This is a genomic window from Ruegeria sp. BHSB196 (assembly GCF_059613135.1).
On sequence record NZ_JBXWRY010000038.1, the window covers coordinates 20,117 to 35,406 of the forward strand.

The following is a 15,290-nucleotide window of genomic DNA, read 5'->3' on the forward strand; positions in this document are numbered from 1 at the left end:
GATGATCCCACTTTTGTTTTCGGCCAGATGGTTGTCACTAGACATTTGCAAACCCCACCCGGACAAGCCTGAGAGGTTTGATAGTGATACCTACTCAGCTTCTAATTCTAACAATCGCGCATATGCTTCGCTAAATTCTCGCGCCTGCACAAACACCTCCGTTCGCTCCTGATCCTGGCAACGGAAGTACCGCTCGACATCGGTAAAATACGTCTCCGCATCGCGCCTCAACAGGTCAGCATATGCCCACACGTCGTCAGCATTGGTCGGCATCCAAGGCGGCGCAGGCGGCAGGCAAGTGCCCGCAATCGCGGCAGAACCCCAGCCAAGAACGATCATTACCACCCATGTTTGTTTCAAAAGCGCCATATTAACTTGGCTCAGCCACTCCGTTGCAGTAAATTTGTTTCAACGCATGAAGGGCGCGCTAACACAAATTGCAGCCATTGATTGCAAGATTATAATATTGTATCGGTTCGGTAGTCCATGAGGGACTGCCGGGCTAATGCACAATTCTGCAAGGCTCGATCCTATGAATTTGATGCAAGACGCCCCTAATGTTGTCAGTGAAGACGGGCTGCGCACACTACTTGCCGAGGGTCATTCGGCGGATGTTGTGTGCCGAGTTACGCCCAAACGTACAGGTGCTCAGTGGTCCGGAGTTTGGACCGTGCATTGCGTCTCGCCTGATGGCGAGACGCGCCGCCTGCTCGTCACTGCACGCAACAACATGGCTGCCCGAGAGTTCAAGACAATCAACGGCTTGTCCAGCTTCCTTGCGGGGCTGGGCGTCTCGATCGTTTCGATCCCCATGCTCGAAGGCAAGGTTGCCTCGCACAAATTGGACGACGCGGGCTAAGCCACTTGCCGTCCTCGCAGCATTCCTTGCTGCACCCGCCTATTCTGAAGGCTTCGTACTTTCCATGCGGGCCGATGGCCAGCTGGAGACCAAAGCTCCCCAATCAGGTTTTGCACAGAGCTATGTCGACGGGATTGGCGCAACCCCACCAGAGTTGATCGTTTTCACAGCGCCTGAACCTGAACCGACTTCATCTGCGCCCGCCCGCGCTGTTCCCCGCCCCGAAATTCTCGCCGCACTTGAAAGCACCGCGCATCGTTATGGCGGGCACCCTGCACTGCGCCGCGCCGGCCTCTCGGTGACGGAGTGGCGGGCGCTCTTCCAAGCCAATATCGAGATCGAAAGCGCCTATCGCCCGAATGCACGCAGTTCTGCAGGTGCGATTGGCCTCGGACAGTTGATGCCAGCGACGGCCGCAGAACTCGGCGTGGATCCGCATGACTGGCAGGCAAACCTCGATGGCTCTGCCCGTTACCTTCTGATGATGTTGGCGCAGTTCGGCACACCCGAACTCGCGCTCGCTGCCTATAACGCCGGACCAGACGCGGTCGCGCGCTATGGCGGCATTCCTCCCTACCGAGAAACCCAAAATCACGTGCGCCGGGTCACGGCCGTGCGTGACCGACTGACTGGAGCCTCCTGATGCACATTCATTTCCGCACGATCCTGTCGCTGGCTCTGGTCAGCTTGATGATTGCCAACCCCGCGCTCGCGCAAAGTATCGACCTCTCACCGGTGCAGAACCTTCTCCAAGGCATCGTCGACACGATCACCGGTCCCTTAGGTATTGTCATCGGCACCCTGGCCCTGATCGGTGTGTTCCTCTCTTGGCTCTTCGGCATTCTGGATTTCCGCCAAGCCCTTTGGGTGCTGGTTGCCATTGCAGGCATCGCAGCTGCGCCGACCATCGTGACAGCCATCTGGGGCGCGTAACTCCGACATGGCAACGCAAACCCGCCTCTTCCTGGGCCTGATCCGGCCGCCAAAGCTCATCGGCTTGCCGATCATGTATGCCATGGTTTGGCTCTTCGGGTTTGTGTTGCTGTTTCTTTGGGTTCAAAGCTGGCCGGTGATCATCATCGCCGCTCTGGCCTATCCCGCGCTTTGGAAAGCGGCAGATTGGGATCCGGCCTTTCTTGAGGTGATGGTCACCGCTCTGCAGGAAACGCCCCCGACGTCAAATCGAAAGATCCATTCGGGGGACAGCTATGCTCCATAACCCCTCGGATGATCTTGCGATCCTGCCGGACTGGGCGCGCAAAGAGCGCCCGATGGCCAGCATGCTGCCCTATGTCAGCCTCGTGAATGACGTGACGATCCGCACGCGCGGCAATGCCCTGTTCCAGTGCATTCGCCTTGATGGCGTCAACAGCATGACCAGCGATGACGCGCATCTGGAGAAGATCCGCGCGCTCTTCGCGGCGATCATTGCGCAGATTGGGCCAGAGTACAGTTTCTACGTCCACAAGGTTTCAAAAGCGATCGAGACCACCTTGCCACCAGTGCCCAAAGAGGGGTTTGCCCAGGCCCTGCACAGCCGTTGGCAAATGGCAATGGCGCGGGCAGGCCTGCGGGACAAGACTCTCACGCTCACGGTACTGAAACGTCCGCCCCTCGGCGCGCGGCTGCGCTTCAAACGTTCAGACTCCATCGCACAGATGAAGGACCAAACAGCCAAACAACTGCGCAAGCTCGAGGAGGTCGTCGGGTTTTTGCTGTCGTCTTTTGCGGAAATGAACCCACATCTGCTTGGGGCCGAAAGCGGCGAGCTACTCGGGTTCCTTGGGGCGCTCAACATCGGCCAAGAGCGGCCGCTCTTCGCAAAATCGCGCTTTGGCGTCATTGCCGAAGATGTAGCCAACACGCGCGTCACGTTTCAGGGGCGTGGCTTTACGCTCGACGATGGGATGGCGGGCAAGCGTTTTGGCACCAGCTTTGCAATCAAGACCTATCCCGCCAAAACCAACTGCACCATGTTCGATGAGCTGAACCTGCCCGTCGACATGGTTGTCACTCATTCCTTCACGCCGATCAACAGCAACATCATGGCCAGCCGGATCAAACGGCAACAGCGCTTGATGAAAGCAAGCGATGATGGCGCGATATCCCTTGCGGAAGAACTGGTCGACGCGCTGGACGATCTGGAATCCAAGCGGCTGAGCTTTGGCGATCATCACATGACGGTCACAATCTTTGCAGAGACCGAAGAAAAGCTGGAGGCCATTGCAGCCGAGGTGCGCAACATCGCGGCCAGTGAAGGCGTAAATCTGGTGAATGAGAGCTTCGCGGCTCGGACCCATTATTTCGCTCAGCATCCTGGCAACGGGCAAATGCGTAGCCGTAAGGCCGCCATCACGAATACGAACTTTGCCGACCTCGCAGCGCTGCATCGCGGTCAACTGGGCAAACCCGGACACAAAGTGCCTTGGGGCAAGCCGATCACCCTGTTTCCAACGCCTGAACGCTCGGGTTTCCTGTTCAATTACCACGAGACAGGTCAGCCGGACAAAGAGCCGACCGGTGGACACACATTGATCCTCGGCCGTCCTGGCTCCGGAAAATCGGTGTTGTCAGCCTTCCTCATGACCCAAGCCCGGCGCTGCGACGCACGCGTATTCGTGTTCGACTATCGCGCGGGCATGGAAATGGCCGTACGCGCCAATGGCGGCCGCTACAGCGCTATCAAAGCGGGCGAGGCAACCGGTCTCAACCCGCTCCGCACAGAAATCGACGGGCGCGGGCAAGCCTGGCTTTCTGATTGGTTGGCCACCCTTTTGCATCGCTCCGACAAGCCCCTGAGCCCGGTCCAGATCAACCGCATTCAGGAAGTGGTGCGCCAGAACGCAGGAGCCAGCGATGCCGCCCTTCGCAATTGGCAGGATTTGGCCTCCCTCTTTGTGGCGGGGGCAGATGAAGGGGATCTGTTCGAACGGATACAGGAATGGACCGCTGATGGCCGCTACGGTTGGATTTTCGGGCAAAGCTCTGAGGATACCTTTTCGCTCGATGGTGATGTCGTGGGATTCGACCTGACCGGCATTCTCGACAGCGAGAGCGAGAAGGAACGCATGGCGGTCCTGTCCTACCTGTTTCGGCGGGTGGAGCGTGTTATCGAGGATCGCAAGCCGACGTTGATCATCATCGATGAGGCCTGGAAAGCACTCGACAATCCCTATTTCGCAGACCGGCTGAGCAACTGGCTGGTCACGGCACGCAAACAGAACGCGGTTGTCGTGATGATGACCCAATACGCAAGCCAGCTTGAGAAAACCCGCACCGGCAAAACGATTGTCGAGGCTGTGCCAACGCAGCTCCTGCTTCCCAACATACGCGCCTCGGCCAGTGATTACGCCATGTTGGGCCTTTCTGAAAAAGAGCTCAGCGTTCTGTTCAGCACGGGCAGCAACTCCCGTTTGGCGCTGGTGCGCGACGACCAAGGTTCGGTGGTGATCGACGCTGATCTAAGCGCGCTTGGCCCTTACCTCACGATCCTTGGCGGCATGGAAAAAGGCGAGGCGCTGGTCGGCGCAGATTATCGCCCAAACCCCGATTTTTGGAGACAGATTGATGCGTAGACTTTGCGTGCTGACCCTCGCCCTTTTGACCCTGACAGCCTGCGCGGAATACCGGCCGTCCGAAGCTGAATGCTTCAACTCCTTTGCAGAGGTCAGCCGCAGCAACTGCAATTTCGAGCTACTCGGGCCGATTGGTGGCCTGGGTGAGTAAGCACCGCCTGCATATCTTTGCGGGCTTGGTCTGTTTCGCCGCGCCATTGGCCCATGCCCAAGGCGTGCCCACATTTGATGCGGGCATGTTCTTTCAGCGCGAGCGCGTGTTGCAGCAGGGCGAACAAGATCTGGCGCTGCAGCGGGATCGTTTGACCAAAGAGGAAGAGCTTGAAGAGCTCGAGCAAGCACAACTCAAGGCACTGGAAGACATCCTCGATGCCACGACGTTGGCCAGCGGGAATTCCGGCCCACTTGTCGCGAGTTTGGAAGCTGGTTCATCACCTGAAAGCGCTGCAGAGACGCTCTATGGTCCGATCGACCCAAACCCCGGCGCGGGCCAGATGTTCGGCGATGCCTCGGGCTCCATCGAACAGCTGATCATTCGCGCCGCGCAAGAAACGCACCACATATCTGGCGTGCGCGCAGCGGGCCTGTCGCCCAAGCAATGGCGCTGCCTGTTGCAAGCGCTGATCTGGCAGGAAAGCCGCTTCACCATCGGCGCGCGCTCCCCCGTGGGCGCGTTCGGCCTCACCCAGATTATGCCCGGCACGGCGCAGGATCTCGGGATTTACCCGGCCTATTACGAAAACCCTTACATCCAGGTCACCGGTGGCGCGCGCTATCTGGCGCAGATGCTGACCATGTTTGACGGCAACATCATTCACGGGCTCGCGGCCTACAATGCCGGTCCCGGCAACGTGCAGCGCTACGGCGGCGTGCCGCCATTTGCCGAGACCCAACACTACGTTCAGGTCATCCCCGAACGCTACAATCTCTACCTTGCCCGCGTGGGTGGCGTCGACGCGCTTGGCACCATTGATCCGGTTTTGCTCGCCAACTCCACGATGAGCCTGACCTCTTTCGGCGCAGGCGTCTATGGCGACTACTCACTGGTCTCGGTGCAAGCGGCCGCCCTGCGCGTGCAGGACATCATCACCCGCATTGGCGAAACCGACGACATTCACGCGGCCATGTCGCTCAACACCTATGCGCGGGCCGAACTCGCCCGCCTGATCGCCATCCGCACGCGCCTCAAGGCCGCCCATACCCGCCCGCTCAGCGCGGCAGAGCTGGCCATGGCGGCCGCGCAGGCCCGCGAACAAGACTTCATGCAATTCGATCTGGAGGCACTCCGATGATCCGTTTTCTATCCACCGTTGCCACTTGCGCGTTGCTGGTTGCCTCGCCCTTGTCTGCCCAAGGTGTCCCCACAGTCGATACACGCAACATCGCGCAGGAAATTCGCCAGCTGCAGCAGATGCTGGAGGACTTCGGGATCCAGACCGATCAGCTCGACACACTTCTCGAACAACTCGACCTGGTGCAACAGCAACTCGACACGCTCAATGAGACCTATGCCGCGCTGACCGGCGCGACAGACATCATCGAGATGGCCATGGGCGAAGACCTAGACGGCCTCCTCGATCAGGAATTCGGCGATCTTCTTGGCACCATCCGGCAAATCCAGAACGGCGATTTCAGCGGCCTGATTGGCAATGCAGGCCCTCAGATGGAAGGACGCATGACGCAAGCCTTGGAGGACGCAGGTTTTGACCAAGACAGCCTGTCCGACATGGCCAGCAGTGGCAATCCAGGGGCGGAGCGCATTGCCAGTCAGGCAGGCACCGGGGCCGTCATGTCTGCAGCCGCTGAAAACAGCTATGAAGAGGCCGCGCAATCCTTCGAACGGGTCGAACAGCTAGTCTCATTGATCCCGGACATGGAAACGCTCAAGGAGGCTGTCGATCACAACACACGCGTTACAGCCGAACTGGCGATTGCCATGACGCGCATGTGGGAACTCGAAGCCATACAGACCGTCGGCGCGGGCCAATCCGGCGTGGTGGATGCCGCCACGCTGGCCGAAGAACGCCGCTACATGGACTTTACCCTTCCAGACCTGCGTGCGGACTGACCCCATGAACAGCGAGGCAGAAATCATCGAAGAAGAGCTCGTCTACGGCGCACGACGACGCGAGCTCATGTGGCAGAAACTGGGGCTAACAGGCATGGGCTTTGGCATGGCAGGTTGCCTCGCCGCTGCCCTTGTTGCCCTGTTCGACGTGGACCCGCCGCCCATGATCGTGCCCTTTGATAGCGAAACCGGCATGGCCCTCCCCAATGCCGTGGTTGAAGCGGTCTCACTCACGGAACGCCCCGCTATCATCGAGGCACAGGTCTACCGCTATGTCATTGATCGAGAGACATACAATCAGCTCGACAATGACGTGCGCGTGCGGCGGGTCCTGGAACAGTCGGACGGCGCGGCCGCCGCAGGGTTGCGGGCGCTTTGGACAAGCGGCCATGAGGCCTATCCGCCGGACAGCTACGGCACAGATGCCCGTCTTGATGTCGAGGTTCTATCGATCACCCATATCAGCGCCAACCGTGCCCAGGTGCGTCTTCGCAAGCGGCTCAACTCACCGCGCGGCACTCAAAACGGGCTCTTCACCGCAACGCTGATGTTTGAGTTTCGGCCCGAGAACAGCCGGTCGATCGATGATGTCTGGCAGAATCCTTTCGGCTTCACTGTCACCGAATATGCGATCCGCTCGGATCGTTTGGAGTAACCCATGCGCCGCCTGTTCTTGATCCTCGCCCTCGTTGCACCTCTTGCTGGCACCGCCAATGCCGAAACCCAGCCCCGACAAGGCCCCTATGATGCCCGGGTCAGGCTCGCCACGTATCAGGATGGGCAGGTCTACCGCATCCGCACCAGCCTGACCCACGTGACCAGCATTGAATTCAGCCAGGGCGAGACCATCCGCTCGATCATTGCGGGCGACACCGAGGGCTTCCTTCTGGACGGCGTGCCTGGTGGCCAGGCCTTTGCAATCAAGCCCGTCACACGCGGCGCGCATACAAACATCACCGTCTACACCAACCGGCGAAGCTATTATTTCAACGTCACCGAGGCGAGCTCGCCGACTTTCTATGTCATCCGCTTCACCTATCCGGAGTCCGCTCCCCAGCAATCGCGTGTGGCGGCAAGCCAACCTGCCAACCACGCCTATGGCGTCAGCGCACGGTCCGAGATCACTCCGCGTGAAATCTGGGACGACGGCACCTTCACCTACTTCCGCTTTGCCGCAAACGCGCCGCTGCCTGCGATCTTTCGCTGGTCGGCTGGCAATGAGCGCAGCGTGAATGCGCTCGCGCGACCGGATGGAGTGATCCGCGTGTCAGGTGTCAGCGATCGATGGGTTCTCAGGCTCGGCGAGGACGAGATTTGCATCCAAGAGATGAGCGAGGCAAATCCCGATGAGTGAAACAGCTGAGCTTAAGAAGCGCCTCGAAGCGCTTGAAGGAAAACCACAAAACCAAAAATCGCGACCTTCTGCTGGCACGATTGCCCTAGGCATTGCGGCAATCGCCGCACTTGGCGGCCTCTTGCTGTTGTTCTCTGGCGGCTCTGAACCCGATAGCCTGGAAACAGCCTCACCGGATGAGTTCCAAGCAGCGGGACCGGGTTTTGGCGCGATAGAGTCACCCCCTGCACCGATAGACACTTCGCCACCGCCAGAGCTGGAACCAGACAGCGAGACGGAAGAGCTGCGCGCGCAAATGGACGCCATGCGGTCTGAACTTGAAGCACTGCGCAACGCGCCAGCACCCGAGACCCCTGCCGTTGACACGGAGGCGCTTGATACTTTGGGTGCAGAGATCGATGCCCTGCGCAGTGAGGCCGCTGCAACTCAGGCCGCTTTGCGCGAAGAACTGGAAGAACGTGCCCGACAAATCCAGCGACTGCAGAACGATCTGGAACTTGCACGCCTGGAAACCGCGCGCACTCCCGCACCAACCGGCCCCACGGCCGAAGAACTGCGCCTTCAAGAGCTCGAGCGGCGGCGGCAAGCAGAACTTGAGGAACTCCAAGCCCGCATCGCCAGTCCTATCATCGCCTTTGGCGGCACCGGAGGCGGCAACAATGAAACCGCTGCGCAGCAGCGGCGACTTGATGGCGACACAGACTTTGTCCGCAATGGCGCTGAACCCGCCGAGGTGACGCAAGCCCAGTTGATCGTGAATCCGGCAAACACAGTAGTTCAGGGCACGATGATCCAGGCGGTGCTGGAGACCGCAATCGACAGCTCGCTCACCGGTCAGGTCCGCGCCATGGTATCGGAAGATGTCCACGCCTATGACGGCTCGCGGATCCTGATCCCTCGAGGCGCACGTCTGATCGGGCGGTATCAATCTGGCCTCGACATCGCGCAACAACGCGTGACGATCGCCTGGGACCGGATCATTCTGCCCAGCAACCAGACCGTTGAAATCAGTGCTTTTGGTGGCGACGAACTGGGGCGGTCTGGCACGACCGGCTTTGTCGACAGCCGCTTTGGCACTCGGTTCGGGTCAGCCGCCCTGATTTCGCTGATCGGAGCCTTGCCCGCCGTGGCAGCCCAGAATACCGAAGATGAGATAGCCTCTGATGTCTTGGAAGGCATTGGCGAAGACCTGCAAGACAGCGCGCAAAGCGTGATTGGCGAATATCTCTCCGTCTCGCCCGTGATCTATGTCGATCAAGGTGCCCGTGTCACCGTGATGGTCGATCGTGATCTGGAGATTTTTTGATCATGGCGGCCAGCTATCTGCAAAGCTCGATGGACAAGATCCCCGAGGCGCGTGATCCGAAGCTGATCGAGCTTTGCATCAATCCCGACGGCAAGTTGTGGGCCGAGTTTCAGGGGGATCACTTTATGCGGCCCGTCAATCGGCGGCTCACGCAGAACGAGATCAAGGACCTTGGCAATCAGGTTGCTTCCGCCGCGAACACCACGCTCAGCCGAACGAAACCCATCGTCTCGGTCAGCATTACCTACCGTGACCGCCCAATCCGGGCGCAGGTCATCCAGCCCCCCGCCGTTGATGGCGGTTACGCGATTTCCCTGCGGTTCTTTGCGGACCTACCATTGGACCAGATCAAACTGTCTTATCTCTTCGGCAAAGAACGCAACAATGAAGGTGCAAGACGCAAGCGTAACGCCGAGCTGCGCGATGTCGTGGTCACGGGTGACATCGACGCCGCAATCAAGTTTTGCGTCACTCACAAGCTCAATATGATAGTGTCCGGCGGAACCTCGACCGGCAAGACCGTCACGGCGCGCAAGATCCTCTCCTTCGTGCCCGCCGACGAGCGGGTCATCACGATTGAAGAGGCCGCGGAGCTGCGACCGACGCAGCCCAATGTCGTGACGCTGATGTCTGATCGCGATGAAGCCACGCGCAGCGCTGATGTCCTACTGACTTCCACCCTTCGCATGCGGCCAGACCGCATCGTCCTGGGCGAAGTGCGCGGCAAGGAGGCCATGACCTTCCTTGAGGCCATAAACACCGGCCATGGTGGCTCACTCACCACGCTGCACGCTGAAACACCGCAACTTGCTGTTCAGCGCCTCGCCATCGCCGCCCTGAAAACCGACGTGCCCATGACCTACCAGGACATGAACGATTACATCACCCGCTCGATCGATGTGATCATCCAGGCCGGTCGCCACGAAGGCGCGCGCGGCATTACAGAATTTTACCTGCCGATTGATCCGGCCCATTCAAAGGAAACTGCCCATGTTTGAATACAAGATCGAACTGATCAACACCGCCAAGACAAAGGCACTAAAGATCGAAGCGCAGCTGACTGCTCTTGGTCAGGACGGCTGGGAACTAGTCTCGGTCGTGCCGGATTTTGACGGCGAACACATCCTGAAGGCCTTCCTGAAGCGGCGTACGGGCGCGAGCGCCTAAAGCCAACCTAAGGAGGACACGATGGGCGTCGTCACCTGGATGGTTGAGACAACCGACAACTTTCTGGACGACGCGGCCCAAACCACCTTTGGCAACGTCGCCGGGCAGCTTGGCGGCGTCATTGCCGTGGCATCGACGCTCGCGGTGATCGGCGTCTTCCTCAACATGGTGTTTCAGTACAAGTCGATGGATGGGCGGACCGCCTTCTGGTTCGCCCTCAAGCTCATGCTCATCTCTCTATTTGCGATGAACTGGGTCCAATTCAACGCAGTAGCCAGCGCGCTGATCGATGGGCTCGACCAACTCGCGGGCGGCATGGTGGCAGGGCTTGGAGGCGGCGGTGCCGGTGCATCCTACTTTGCCGAGGCCTTCGACGAACTCATCGAGGAATTTGGCGACTACCTAAACGTGGCCGGTGACAACATGCATTGGATGGCCGGAGCCCTGATCGGCGCGATCGGGGCATTCCTATTGGGCGTCATCGGCGCGCTATGCGGGCTTGTTCTGATTTTCGCGAAAATCATGCTGGCGTTCATGATCGGCATCGCCCCAATCATGATCGCGCTTTCGTTGTTCGATGTCAGCAAGGACTATTTCCACCGTTGGCTGTCCAGCACAGTATCCTACGCGCTCTACCCCCTCGTGATCGCGGGCGTGTTTTCCACTGTCGTCGGCATGTCGCGCTCGCTGATGACCGAACTCGGTGACCCCTCAGGCGCGAGCAACATCGGCGCACTGGTGCCCTTCTTCATGATGATGTTTCTCGCAGGCGGCATGATCATCGCCACTCCGCTGATCGTACGCTCTATCTCAGGCAACTTCATGATGGCCGGACCGCCGAGCATTCCCGGTCCTGCCGGGTTCGCCAAGGGCTTGATCGGCACCAAGGGCTCGCGGGCTCGTGCTCGGTTTGGGACCAGATCAAACGCCGAGATCGCGGGAGCCGGAATACGGCAGGCGGGCGGAGCTACTGTTTCAATGGTTCAGAAGGTTGCTGAACGGGCGAAGCGGTTGGAGTAAAACTGGCCCAAAGCCACTTTGCGTCGAGAAAGTCGGAGACCTCAACACGGCCTTTCGAAGCAGACAATCTTTGCAACTGCAGCCCATGAGAGCAGCCTCGAAATCCGTGGAGGTGGCACCTGGTCTTAGCTTCAACTCGGGGTTGCTTGAAAAGTTGGTCTATCCGCAAAAGACAGGTTAGGATATTCGAGATTTAAGAAAGAACTATGAGGCCAGATAATTTCATGGCGGACGCCCATTTCAGAGTGCAGGTCGAAAAGGACCACCTTAAAAAGCTAGCAAGCGCAGACGCCATCAAGGCTTTGTCGGAATTGATATGGAACTCAGTCGATGCTGATGCCACTCGCGTGGACATCGAAATTGAGAATGATGATATCAGCATGCGCTCAATCACTGTCCGGGACAACGGCCACGGCATTCCACACGAGGAAATCAAGCAACTCTTCGGTAGCATCGGCGGGTCTTGGAAGCGCCACGGAAGCCGCTCTAGGGGCAAGAAGCGAATCCTGCACGGCAAGGAAGGTAAAGGTCGCTTGAAGGCTTTGGCGCTCGGGCGATCGGCTGAGTGGATTGTGCGCTACAGGGACGAAGACGGCAAAGGCAAACTGCTCGGATACAAGGTTTCCCTTCTACGGGATGATCTTGTCGATGTTCGTGTGACTGAACCAGAAGAGGCCGATCCTGCTCTTGGCACCGGCGTGGAAGTCAAAGTGGCCGAGCTCGATAAGAACTATCGGTCCCTCGAACCGGAAAGATCGGTACAGTCGCTGTCCGAGGTCTTTGCGCTTTATTTGACGGACTATAAGGAGGTGTCGATTTTTGTCGAGACCGACAAGTTGGACCCGAACAAAGCCATCAAAGAGAAGGTCAGCATCGACCTAGACCCTATCATCGAAGGTGAAGGCGACAACGCCAAGGCCTACCCAGTTTCCCTTGATCTTATTGAGTGGAAGACATCAACCGAACGCTGGTTCTTCCTATGTGGGCAGCACGGTTTTCCGTTCCAACGTGTCAAGCCACGTTTCCACGCGCCCGGACACCAGTTTTCAGCTTACTTAAAATCCAGCTTCATCGATGAGCTTCAGGAACGCGGTGAACTGGAACTAGCCGAGATGATCGCACCGGCACTATCAGAAGCACAGGATGCTGCCGCCGAAGTCATTAAACGGCACTTTGAAAACAAGGACGCGGAGGCGGCGCAAACAGAGATTCAGCAGTGGAAAGAAGAAGAGGTCTACCCCTATAGGATCGAGCCGCAATCCCCCGTCGAAGAGGCTGAACGCAAGGTCTTCGATATTGTCGCGCTTAACGTCAACAAGCACCTTCCGGATTTCAAGATTCAAAGTTCCAAGAGTAGGGCGTTCCAGATGCGTATGCTCAGACAGGCCATCGAGAAAGGCCCCGACGAGCTACAACATATTTTAACTGAAGTTCTGGAGCTTCCGCCAAAAACCCAGAAGGAAATGTCCAAGCTGCTTGAAGAAGCCGATCTAGCCAACGTTATCAGCGCCGCGAGGTTGGTATCTGATCGGCTCAGGTTCGCTACCGGGTTAGAAGCGCTGATATTTCACCCTGATACGAAAAAGCACCTCAAAGAGCGCAGCCAACTGCACCGCTTAATCGCCGAAAACAACACATGGATATTCGGAGAAGAGTTCAACCTGACCGTCGATGACCAGTCGCTGACCGAGGTGCTACGGAAGCACCAAAAGATAATCGGAAAGGATACCGTCATCGATCGCCCCGTTACTCGGGTGGATGGAAAGGTGGGCATCGTCGACTTGATGTTGTCCAGGGCGCTTCCACAGCGTCGGGAAGGCGAATGTGAGCATCTCATTGTGGAACTAAAAAGACCTAGTTGCAAAATAGGTTCAGCAGAGATCAATCAGATCGAAGACTATGCATTCGCTGTGATCGAGGATGAGCGTTTTCGACATTTGAATACGCGATGGAGCTTCTGGGTAGTTTCCAATGAACTGGACGCCAGCGCCAAGAGGAAGACCCGTCAGCTAAACTGTCCACCTGGTCGTATCTATGCGTCTGATGATGGCATGGTGGAGGTGTGGGTGAAAAGCTGGGCGGAGGTTCTGGATGCATGCAAGTCGCGAATGAAGTTTGTGCAGGATAAACTAAATGCCAACGTCGATACGGACAGTGCCTTAAAATACCTCAAGAAGACTTACGAGAAGCATCTTGTTGGAGTAGCAGAAGAGCACGCTGAAGAGCTAGAGCCGGAAGTGGCTGAAAATTGAAGGGCGGCCTATCGAATTGAAGCCGTTTTTCCCGGTTTCCTTTCTCATGCCCTTCTTTTTTCGTGCGGCCGCGGTGAGTGTCTGCTCTCCCATCTCATCCCCGAGCTGCCTCCTCCAAAAATCTCTCCATTCGATCTGTCCCAGCCTGATACTCGCCCCGGCTAGGCGTGTCGTCCGACGTTACTTCCCGCTGTTCGCTGACAAGGTCTTCGACCTCTTCTCGCAGTTTCCCACCGCCTGCGGAACCACCAACTGGCACCACCTTCGGCAACTCAAGCTCTCCGATCTTTGCCTCCAGTGCCTTGATCTGCCCTTGCAGCCCGCGCATCTGGTCTCCTGCCGAGGGATAAGGTAGATCGCCGGTCTGCTTGTCGAAAATCTGCTTAAAGAACCTGTCGTCATAGTATTTGATCCGCTTGGCGCGGACGGGCATTTGCGCGTCGACGACCAGAACAATGTCATCAAGATCCATGCGCCGTGCCTCATCCTCGGGTAGGAGCGCGGTTTCTTCAGTCCGTTCAGACATGCTGCGACCAGCGAAAGGGTTTCGGCCGACAGAACGCGAGCGGGTCACAACGCGCTTGGTTGTTTTGCCAACGGCCTTGCTGAGCTCTTCGATGGTCTTTTCGTCTGAGGGGGTCAGATAGAGCTTGATACCCGCGTTGCCCTGCAAGGCGCGGCGGGCGTTTTCACCGTAGATTTCGTCCAGCGCCGGGATCGTCTGTGTGACGATCGCGAGGTTCGCCCGGTAAGATCGCAGGGTTTCGATGCTGTCCAGAACGATGGGCATTTTGCCCAAGCGGTTGAACTCATCGAGCATGATCATCACAGGCCAAGGCTCGTCCTTGCCGGGTTCATGATCTTGCAGCGATGCCAACAAGTCCGAGAAGAACAGACGGATAAGCGGCGCGAGCGGTTTCACCATCAGCGGTTCGACCACGAGATAGACCGAAAACGGCGTTTTTCGGATGTCGCGGAAGTCGAAGTCTGAGGTTGCGGTTGCACGGTCGATGGCGGGGTTGGACCATTGTTTGAGGCCAGATGTCATCAAGAGCGACAGGTAGGACGTTAACGTGTCGTTGTTGGTTGAGGCCATGCGCATGAAGATCAGCTTGGCGGCTGGGTTGACCACTTCATCGGCGCGGCGGCGGTATTCCTTCTGCTTGTCCCCGCCCGACGCGGTGATGCGGTAAATCTCACCCAGGGTCGGCCGCTTGCGCTCGAACGCCAAAAGTCCTGCCGCCACGAATAGATCGATACCGCCATCGAGGAGTCCTTGGACGCGGTCGTTATCTGCTTGCAGGAACAGCGAAGCCAGAAGTTGCAGCTCCATCTGCTGACGGTCGACGTTTTCCAGCGCCGATATGCGCAGCAAAGGATTGTACCGGTGAGAGCGACCATCCTTCCAATCTGTTGGCGCGAACCGGAACACCTTGTCGCCCTGTGCGGCCCTGTGGCGCGCCGTCGCCTCGAAGTTCTCACCCTTCACGTCCAACACCACCGCGCTGCCCTGATAGGTAAGCAGGTTCGGGATGACGAAACCCGTCGTTTTGCCGCGTCCGGTCGGGGCGACGATCAGGGCATGGGGGAACACCTTGGACATCACGAAGGGTTTGCGACTCTTAGGCTTACCCATTTTGCCGAGGACAAAGCCGTGGCCAGGCTTGCCGAAAAAGCCGTTCCGCTTCA

At 58.2% G+C, this 15,290-nt stretch carries 16 protein-coding genes; 14 read left to right on the forward strand and 2 right to left on the reverse strand.

Features of this window, described 5'->3' with window-relative positions; all coding sequences use genetic code 11:
* Positions 1-90: 90 nt before the first annotated feature.
* Positions 91-369 carry a hypothetical protein gene (locus tag AC2FNJ_RS16045; protein WP_424928148.1) on the reverse strand — a complete coding sequence of 93 codons (279 nt, stop codon included), beginning with the start codon at positions 367-369 and terminating at the stop codon, positions 91-93.
* 163 nt (positions 370-532) lie between these two features.
* Here AC2FNJ_RS16045 and AC2FNJ_RS16050 point away from each other — a divergent pair, with 163 nt between their 5' ends.
* From AC2FNJ_RS16050 to AC2FNJ_RS16115, 14 genes are all read left to right on the forward strand, one after another.
* Positions 533-859, forward strand: a complete 327-nt coding sequence (locus tag AC2FNJ_RS16050; RefSeq protein WP_170415557.1) for a hypothetical protein — start codon at positions 533-535, stop codon at positions 857-859.
* 64 nt (positions 860-923) lie between these two features.
* The gene (locus tag AC2FNJ_RS16055) at positions 924-1,502 is read left to right on the forward strand and encodes a lytic transglycosylase domain-containing protein (RefSeq protein WP_424928388.1); all 579 of its coding nucleotides are present in this window, start codon (positions 924-926) and stop codon (positions 1,500-1,502) included.
* The gene (locus AC2FNJ_RS16060; protein ID WP_424928147.1) at positions 1,502-1,792 is read left to right on the forward strand and encodes a TrbC/VirB2 family type IV secretion system protein; all 291 of its coding nucleotides are present in this window, start codon (positions 1,502-1,504) and stop codon (positions 1,790-1,792) included. Before AC2FNJ_RS16055 ends, AC2FNJ_RS16060 begins: the two co-directional genes overlap by 1 nt.
* A 7-nt stretch (positions 1,793-1,799) precedes the next feature.
* Positions 1,800-2,078 carry a VirB3 family type IV secretion system protein gene (locus AC2FNJ_RS16065; RefSeq protein WP_348487738.1) on the forward strand — a complete coding sequence of 93 codons (279 nt, stop codon included), beginning with the start codon at positions 1,800-1,802 and terminating at the stop codon, positions 2,076-2,078.
* Complete coding sequence (locus tag AC2FNJ_RS16070) at positions 2,068-4,434, forward strand: VirB4 family type IV secretion/conjugal transfer ATPase (RefSeq protein WP_424928146.1); 2,367 nt, start codon at positions 2,068-2,070, stop codon at positions 4,432-4,434. Before AC2FNJ_RS16065 ends, AC2FNJ_RS16070 begins: the two co-directional genes overlap by 11 nt.
* Before the next feature lie 236 nt (positions 4,435-4,670).
* Positions 4,671-5,726 (forward strand): lytic transglycosylase domain-containing protein, encoded by a 1,056-nt coding sequence (locus tag AC2FNJ_RS16075; RefSeq protein ID WP_496765658.1) that lies wholly within the window; start codon positions 4,671-4,673, stop codon positions 5,724-5,726.
* The gene (locus AC2FNJ_RS16080) at positions 5,723-6,502 is read left to right on the forward strand and encodes a type IV secretion system protein (protein WP_424928143.1); all 780 of its coding nucleotides are present in this window, start codon (positions 5,723-5,725) and stop codon (positions 6,500-6,502) included. Before AC2FNJ_RS16075 ends, AC2FNJ_RS16080 begins: the two co-directional genes overlap by 4 nt.
* A gap of 4 nt (positions 6,503-6,506) precedes the next feature.
* Positions 6,507-7,157, forward strand: coding sequence for a VirB8 family type IV secretion system protein (locus tag AC2FNJ_RS16085; protein ID WP_424928142.1), 651 nt, complete (start codon positions 6,507-6,509; stop codon positions 7,155-7,157).
* A 3-nt stretch (positions 7,158-7,160) separates the two neighbouring features.
* Entirely contained in the window at positions 7,161-7,856 is a 696-nt protein-coding gene (locus AC2FNJ_RS16090) for a TrbG/VirB9 family P-type conjugative transfer protein (protein ID WP_424928141.1), read from the forward strand.
* Positions 7,849-9,162 (forward strand): TraB/TrbI/VirB10 family type IV secretion system protein, encoded by a 1,314-nt coding sequence (locus tag AC2FNJ_RS16095; RefSeq protein WP_054462367.1) that lies wholly within the window; start codon positions 7,849-7,851, stop codon positions 9,160-9,162. The genes AC2FNJ_RS16090 and AC2FNJ_RS16095 overlap by 8 nt, the downstream gene beginning before the upstream one ends.
* Positions 9,163-9,164: 2 nt before the next feature.
* The gene (locus AC2FNJ_RS16100) at positions 9,165-10,160 is read left to right on the forward strand and encodes an ATPase, T2SS/T4P/T4SS family (protein WP_424928140.1); all 996 of its coding nucleotides are present in this window, start codon (positions 9,165-9,167) and stop codon (positions 10,158-10,160) included.
* The gene (locus AC2FNJ_RS16105) at positions 10,153-10,329 is read left to right on the forward strand and encodes a DUF4177 domain-containing protein (RefSeq protein WP_424928139.1); all 177 of its coding nucleotides are present in this window, start codon (positions 10,153-10,155) and stop codon (positions 10,327-10,329) included. Before AC2FNJ_RS16100 ends, AC2FNJ_RS16105 begins: the two co-directional genes overlap by 8 nt.
* A 21-nt stretch (positions 10,330-10,350) precedes the next feature.
* Complete coding sequence (locus AC2FNJ_RS16110) at positions 10,351-11,349, forward strand: TrbL/VirB6 family protein (protein ID WP_424928138.1); 999 nt, start codon at positions 10,351-10,353, stop codon at positions 11,347-11,349.
* 224 nt (positions 11,350-11,573) lie between these two features.
* Positions 11,574-13,601 carry an ATP-binding protein gene (locus tag AC2FNJ_RS16115; protein ID WP_424928137.1) on the forward strand — a complete coding sequence of 676 codons (2,028 nt, stop codon included), beginning with the start codon at positions 11,574-11,576 and terminating at the stop codon, positions 13,599-13,601.
* A 94-nt stretch (positions 13,602-13,695) separates the two neighbouring features.
* Here the strand turns inward: AC2FNJ_RS16115 and AC2FNJ_RS16120 are convergent.
* Positions 13,696-15,290: type IV secretory system conjugative DNA transfer family protein (locus tag AC2FNJ_RS16120; protein WP_496765663.1), on the reverse strand; the 1,595-nt coding region annotated here is incomplete at its 5' end.

Excerpts from the sequence above, each read along its gene's own strand:
- AC2FNJ_RS16045 (WP_424928148.1), bottom strand. The coding sequence starts at position 369 with ATGGCGCTTTTGAAACAAACATGGGTGGTAATGATCGTTCTTGGCTGG.
- AC2FNJ_RS16050 (WP_170415557.1), top strand. The coding sequence starts at position 533 with ATGAATTTGATGCAAGACGCCCCTAATGTTGTCAGTGAAGACGGGCTG.
- AC2FNJ_RS16055 (WP_424928388.1), top strand. The coding sequence starts at position 924 with ATGCGGGCCGATGGCCAGCTGGAGACCAAAGCTCCCCAATCAGGTTTT.
- AC2FNJ_RS16060 (WP_424928147.1), top strand. The coding sequence starts at position 1,502 with ATGCACATTCATTTCCGCACGATCCTGTCGCTGGCTCTGGTCAGCTTG.
- AC2FNJ_RS16065 (WP_348487738.1), top strand. The coding sequence starts at position 1,800 with ATGGCAACGCAAACCCGCCTCTTCCTGGGCCTGATCCGGCCGCCAAAG.
- AC2FNJ_RS16070 (WP_424928146.1), top strand. The coding sequence starts at position 2,068 with ATGCTCCATAACCCCTCGGATGATCTTGCGATCCTGCCGGACTGGGCG.
- AC2FNJ_RS16075 (WP_496765658.1), top strand. The coding sequence starts at position 4,671 with ATGTTCTTTCAGCGCGAGCGCGTGTTGCAGCAGGGCGAACAAGATCTG.
- AC2FNJ_RS16080 (WP_424928143.1), top strand. The coding sequence starts at position 5,723 with ATGATCCGTTTTCTATCCACCGTTGCCACTTGCGCGTTGCTGGTTGCC.
- AC2FNJ_RS16085 (WP_424928142.1), top strand. The coding sequence starts at position 6,507 with ATGAACAGCGAGGCAGAAATCATCGAAGAAGAGCTCGTCTACGGCGCA.
- AC2FNJ_RS16090 (WP_424928141.1), top strand. The coding sequence starts at position 7,161 with ATGCGCCGCCTGTTCTTGATCCTCGCCCTCGTTGCACCTCTTGCTGGC.
- AC2FNJ_RS16095 (WP_054462367.1), top strand. The coding sequence starts at position 7,849 with ATGAGTGAAACAGCTGAGCTTAAGAAGCGCCTCGAAGCGCTTGAAGGA.
- AC2FNJ_RS16100 (WP_424928140.1), top strand. The coding sequence starts at position 9,165 with ATGGCGGCCAGCTATCTGCAAAGCTCGATGGACAAGATCCCCGAGGCG.
- AC2FNJ_RS16105 (WP_424928139.1), top strand. The coding sequence starts at position 10,153 with ATGTTTGAATACAAGATCGAACTGATCAACACCGCCAAGACAAAGGCA.
- AC2FNJ_RS16110 (WP_424928138.1), top strand. The coding sequence starts at position 10,351 with ATGGGCGTCGTCACCTGGATGGTTGAGACAACCGACAACTTTCTGGAC.
- AC2FNJ_RS16115 (WP_424928137.1), top strand. The coding sequence starts at position 11,574 with ATGGCGGACGCCCATTTCAGAGTGCAGGTCGAAAAGGACCACCTTAAA.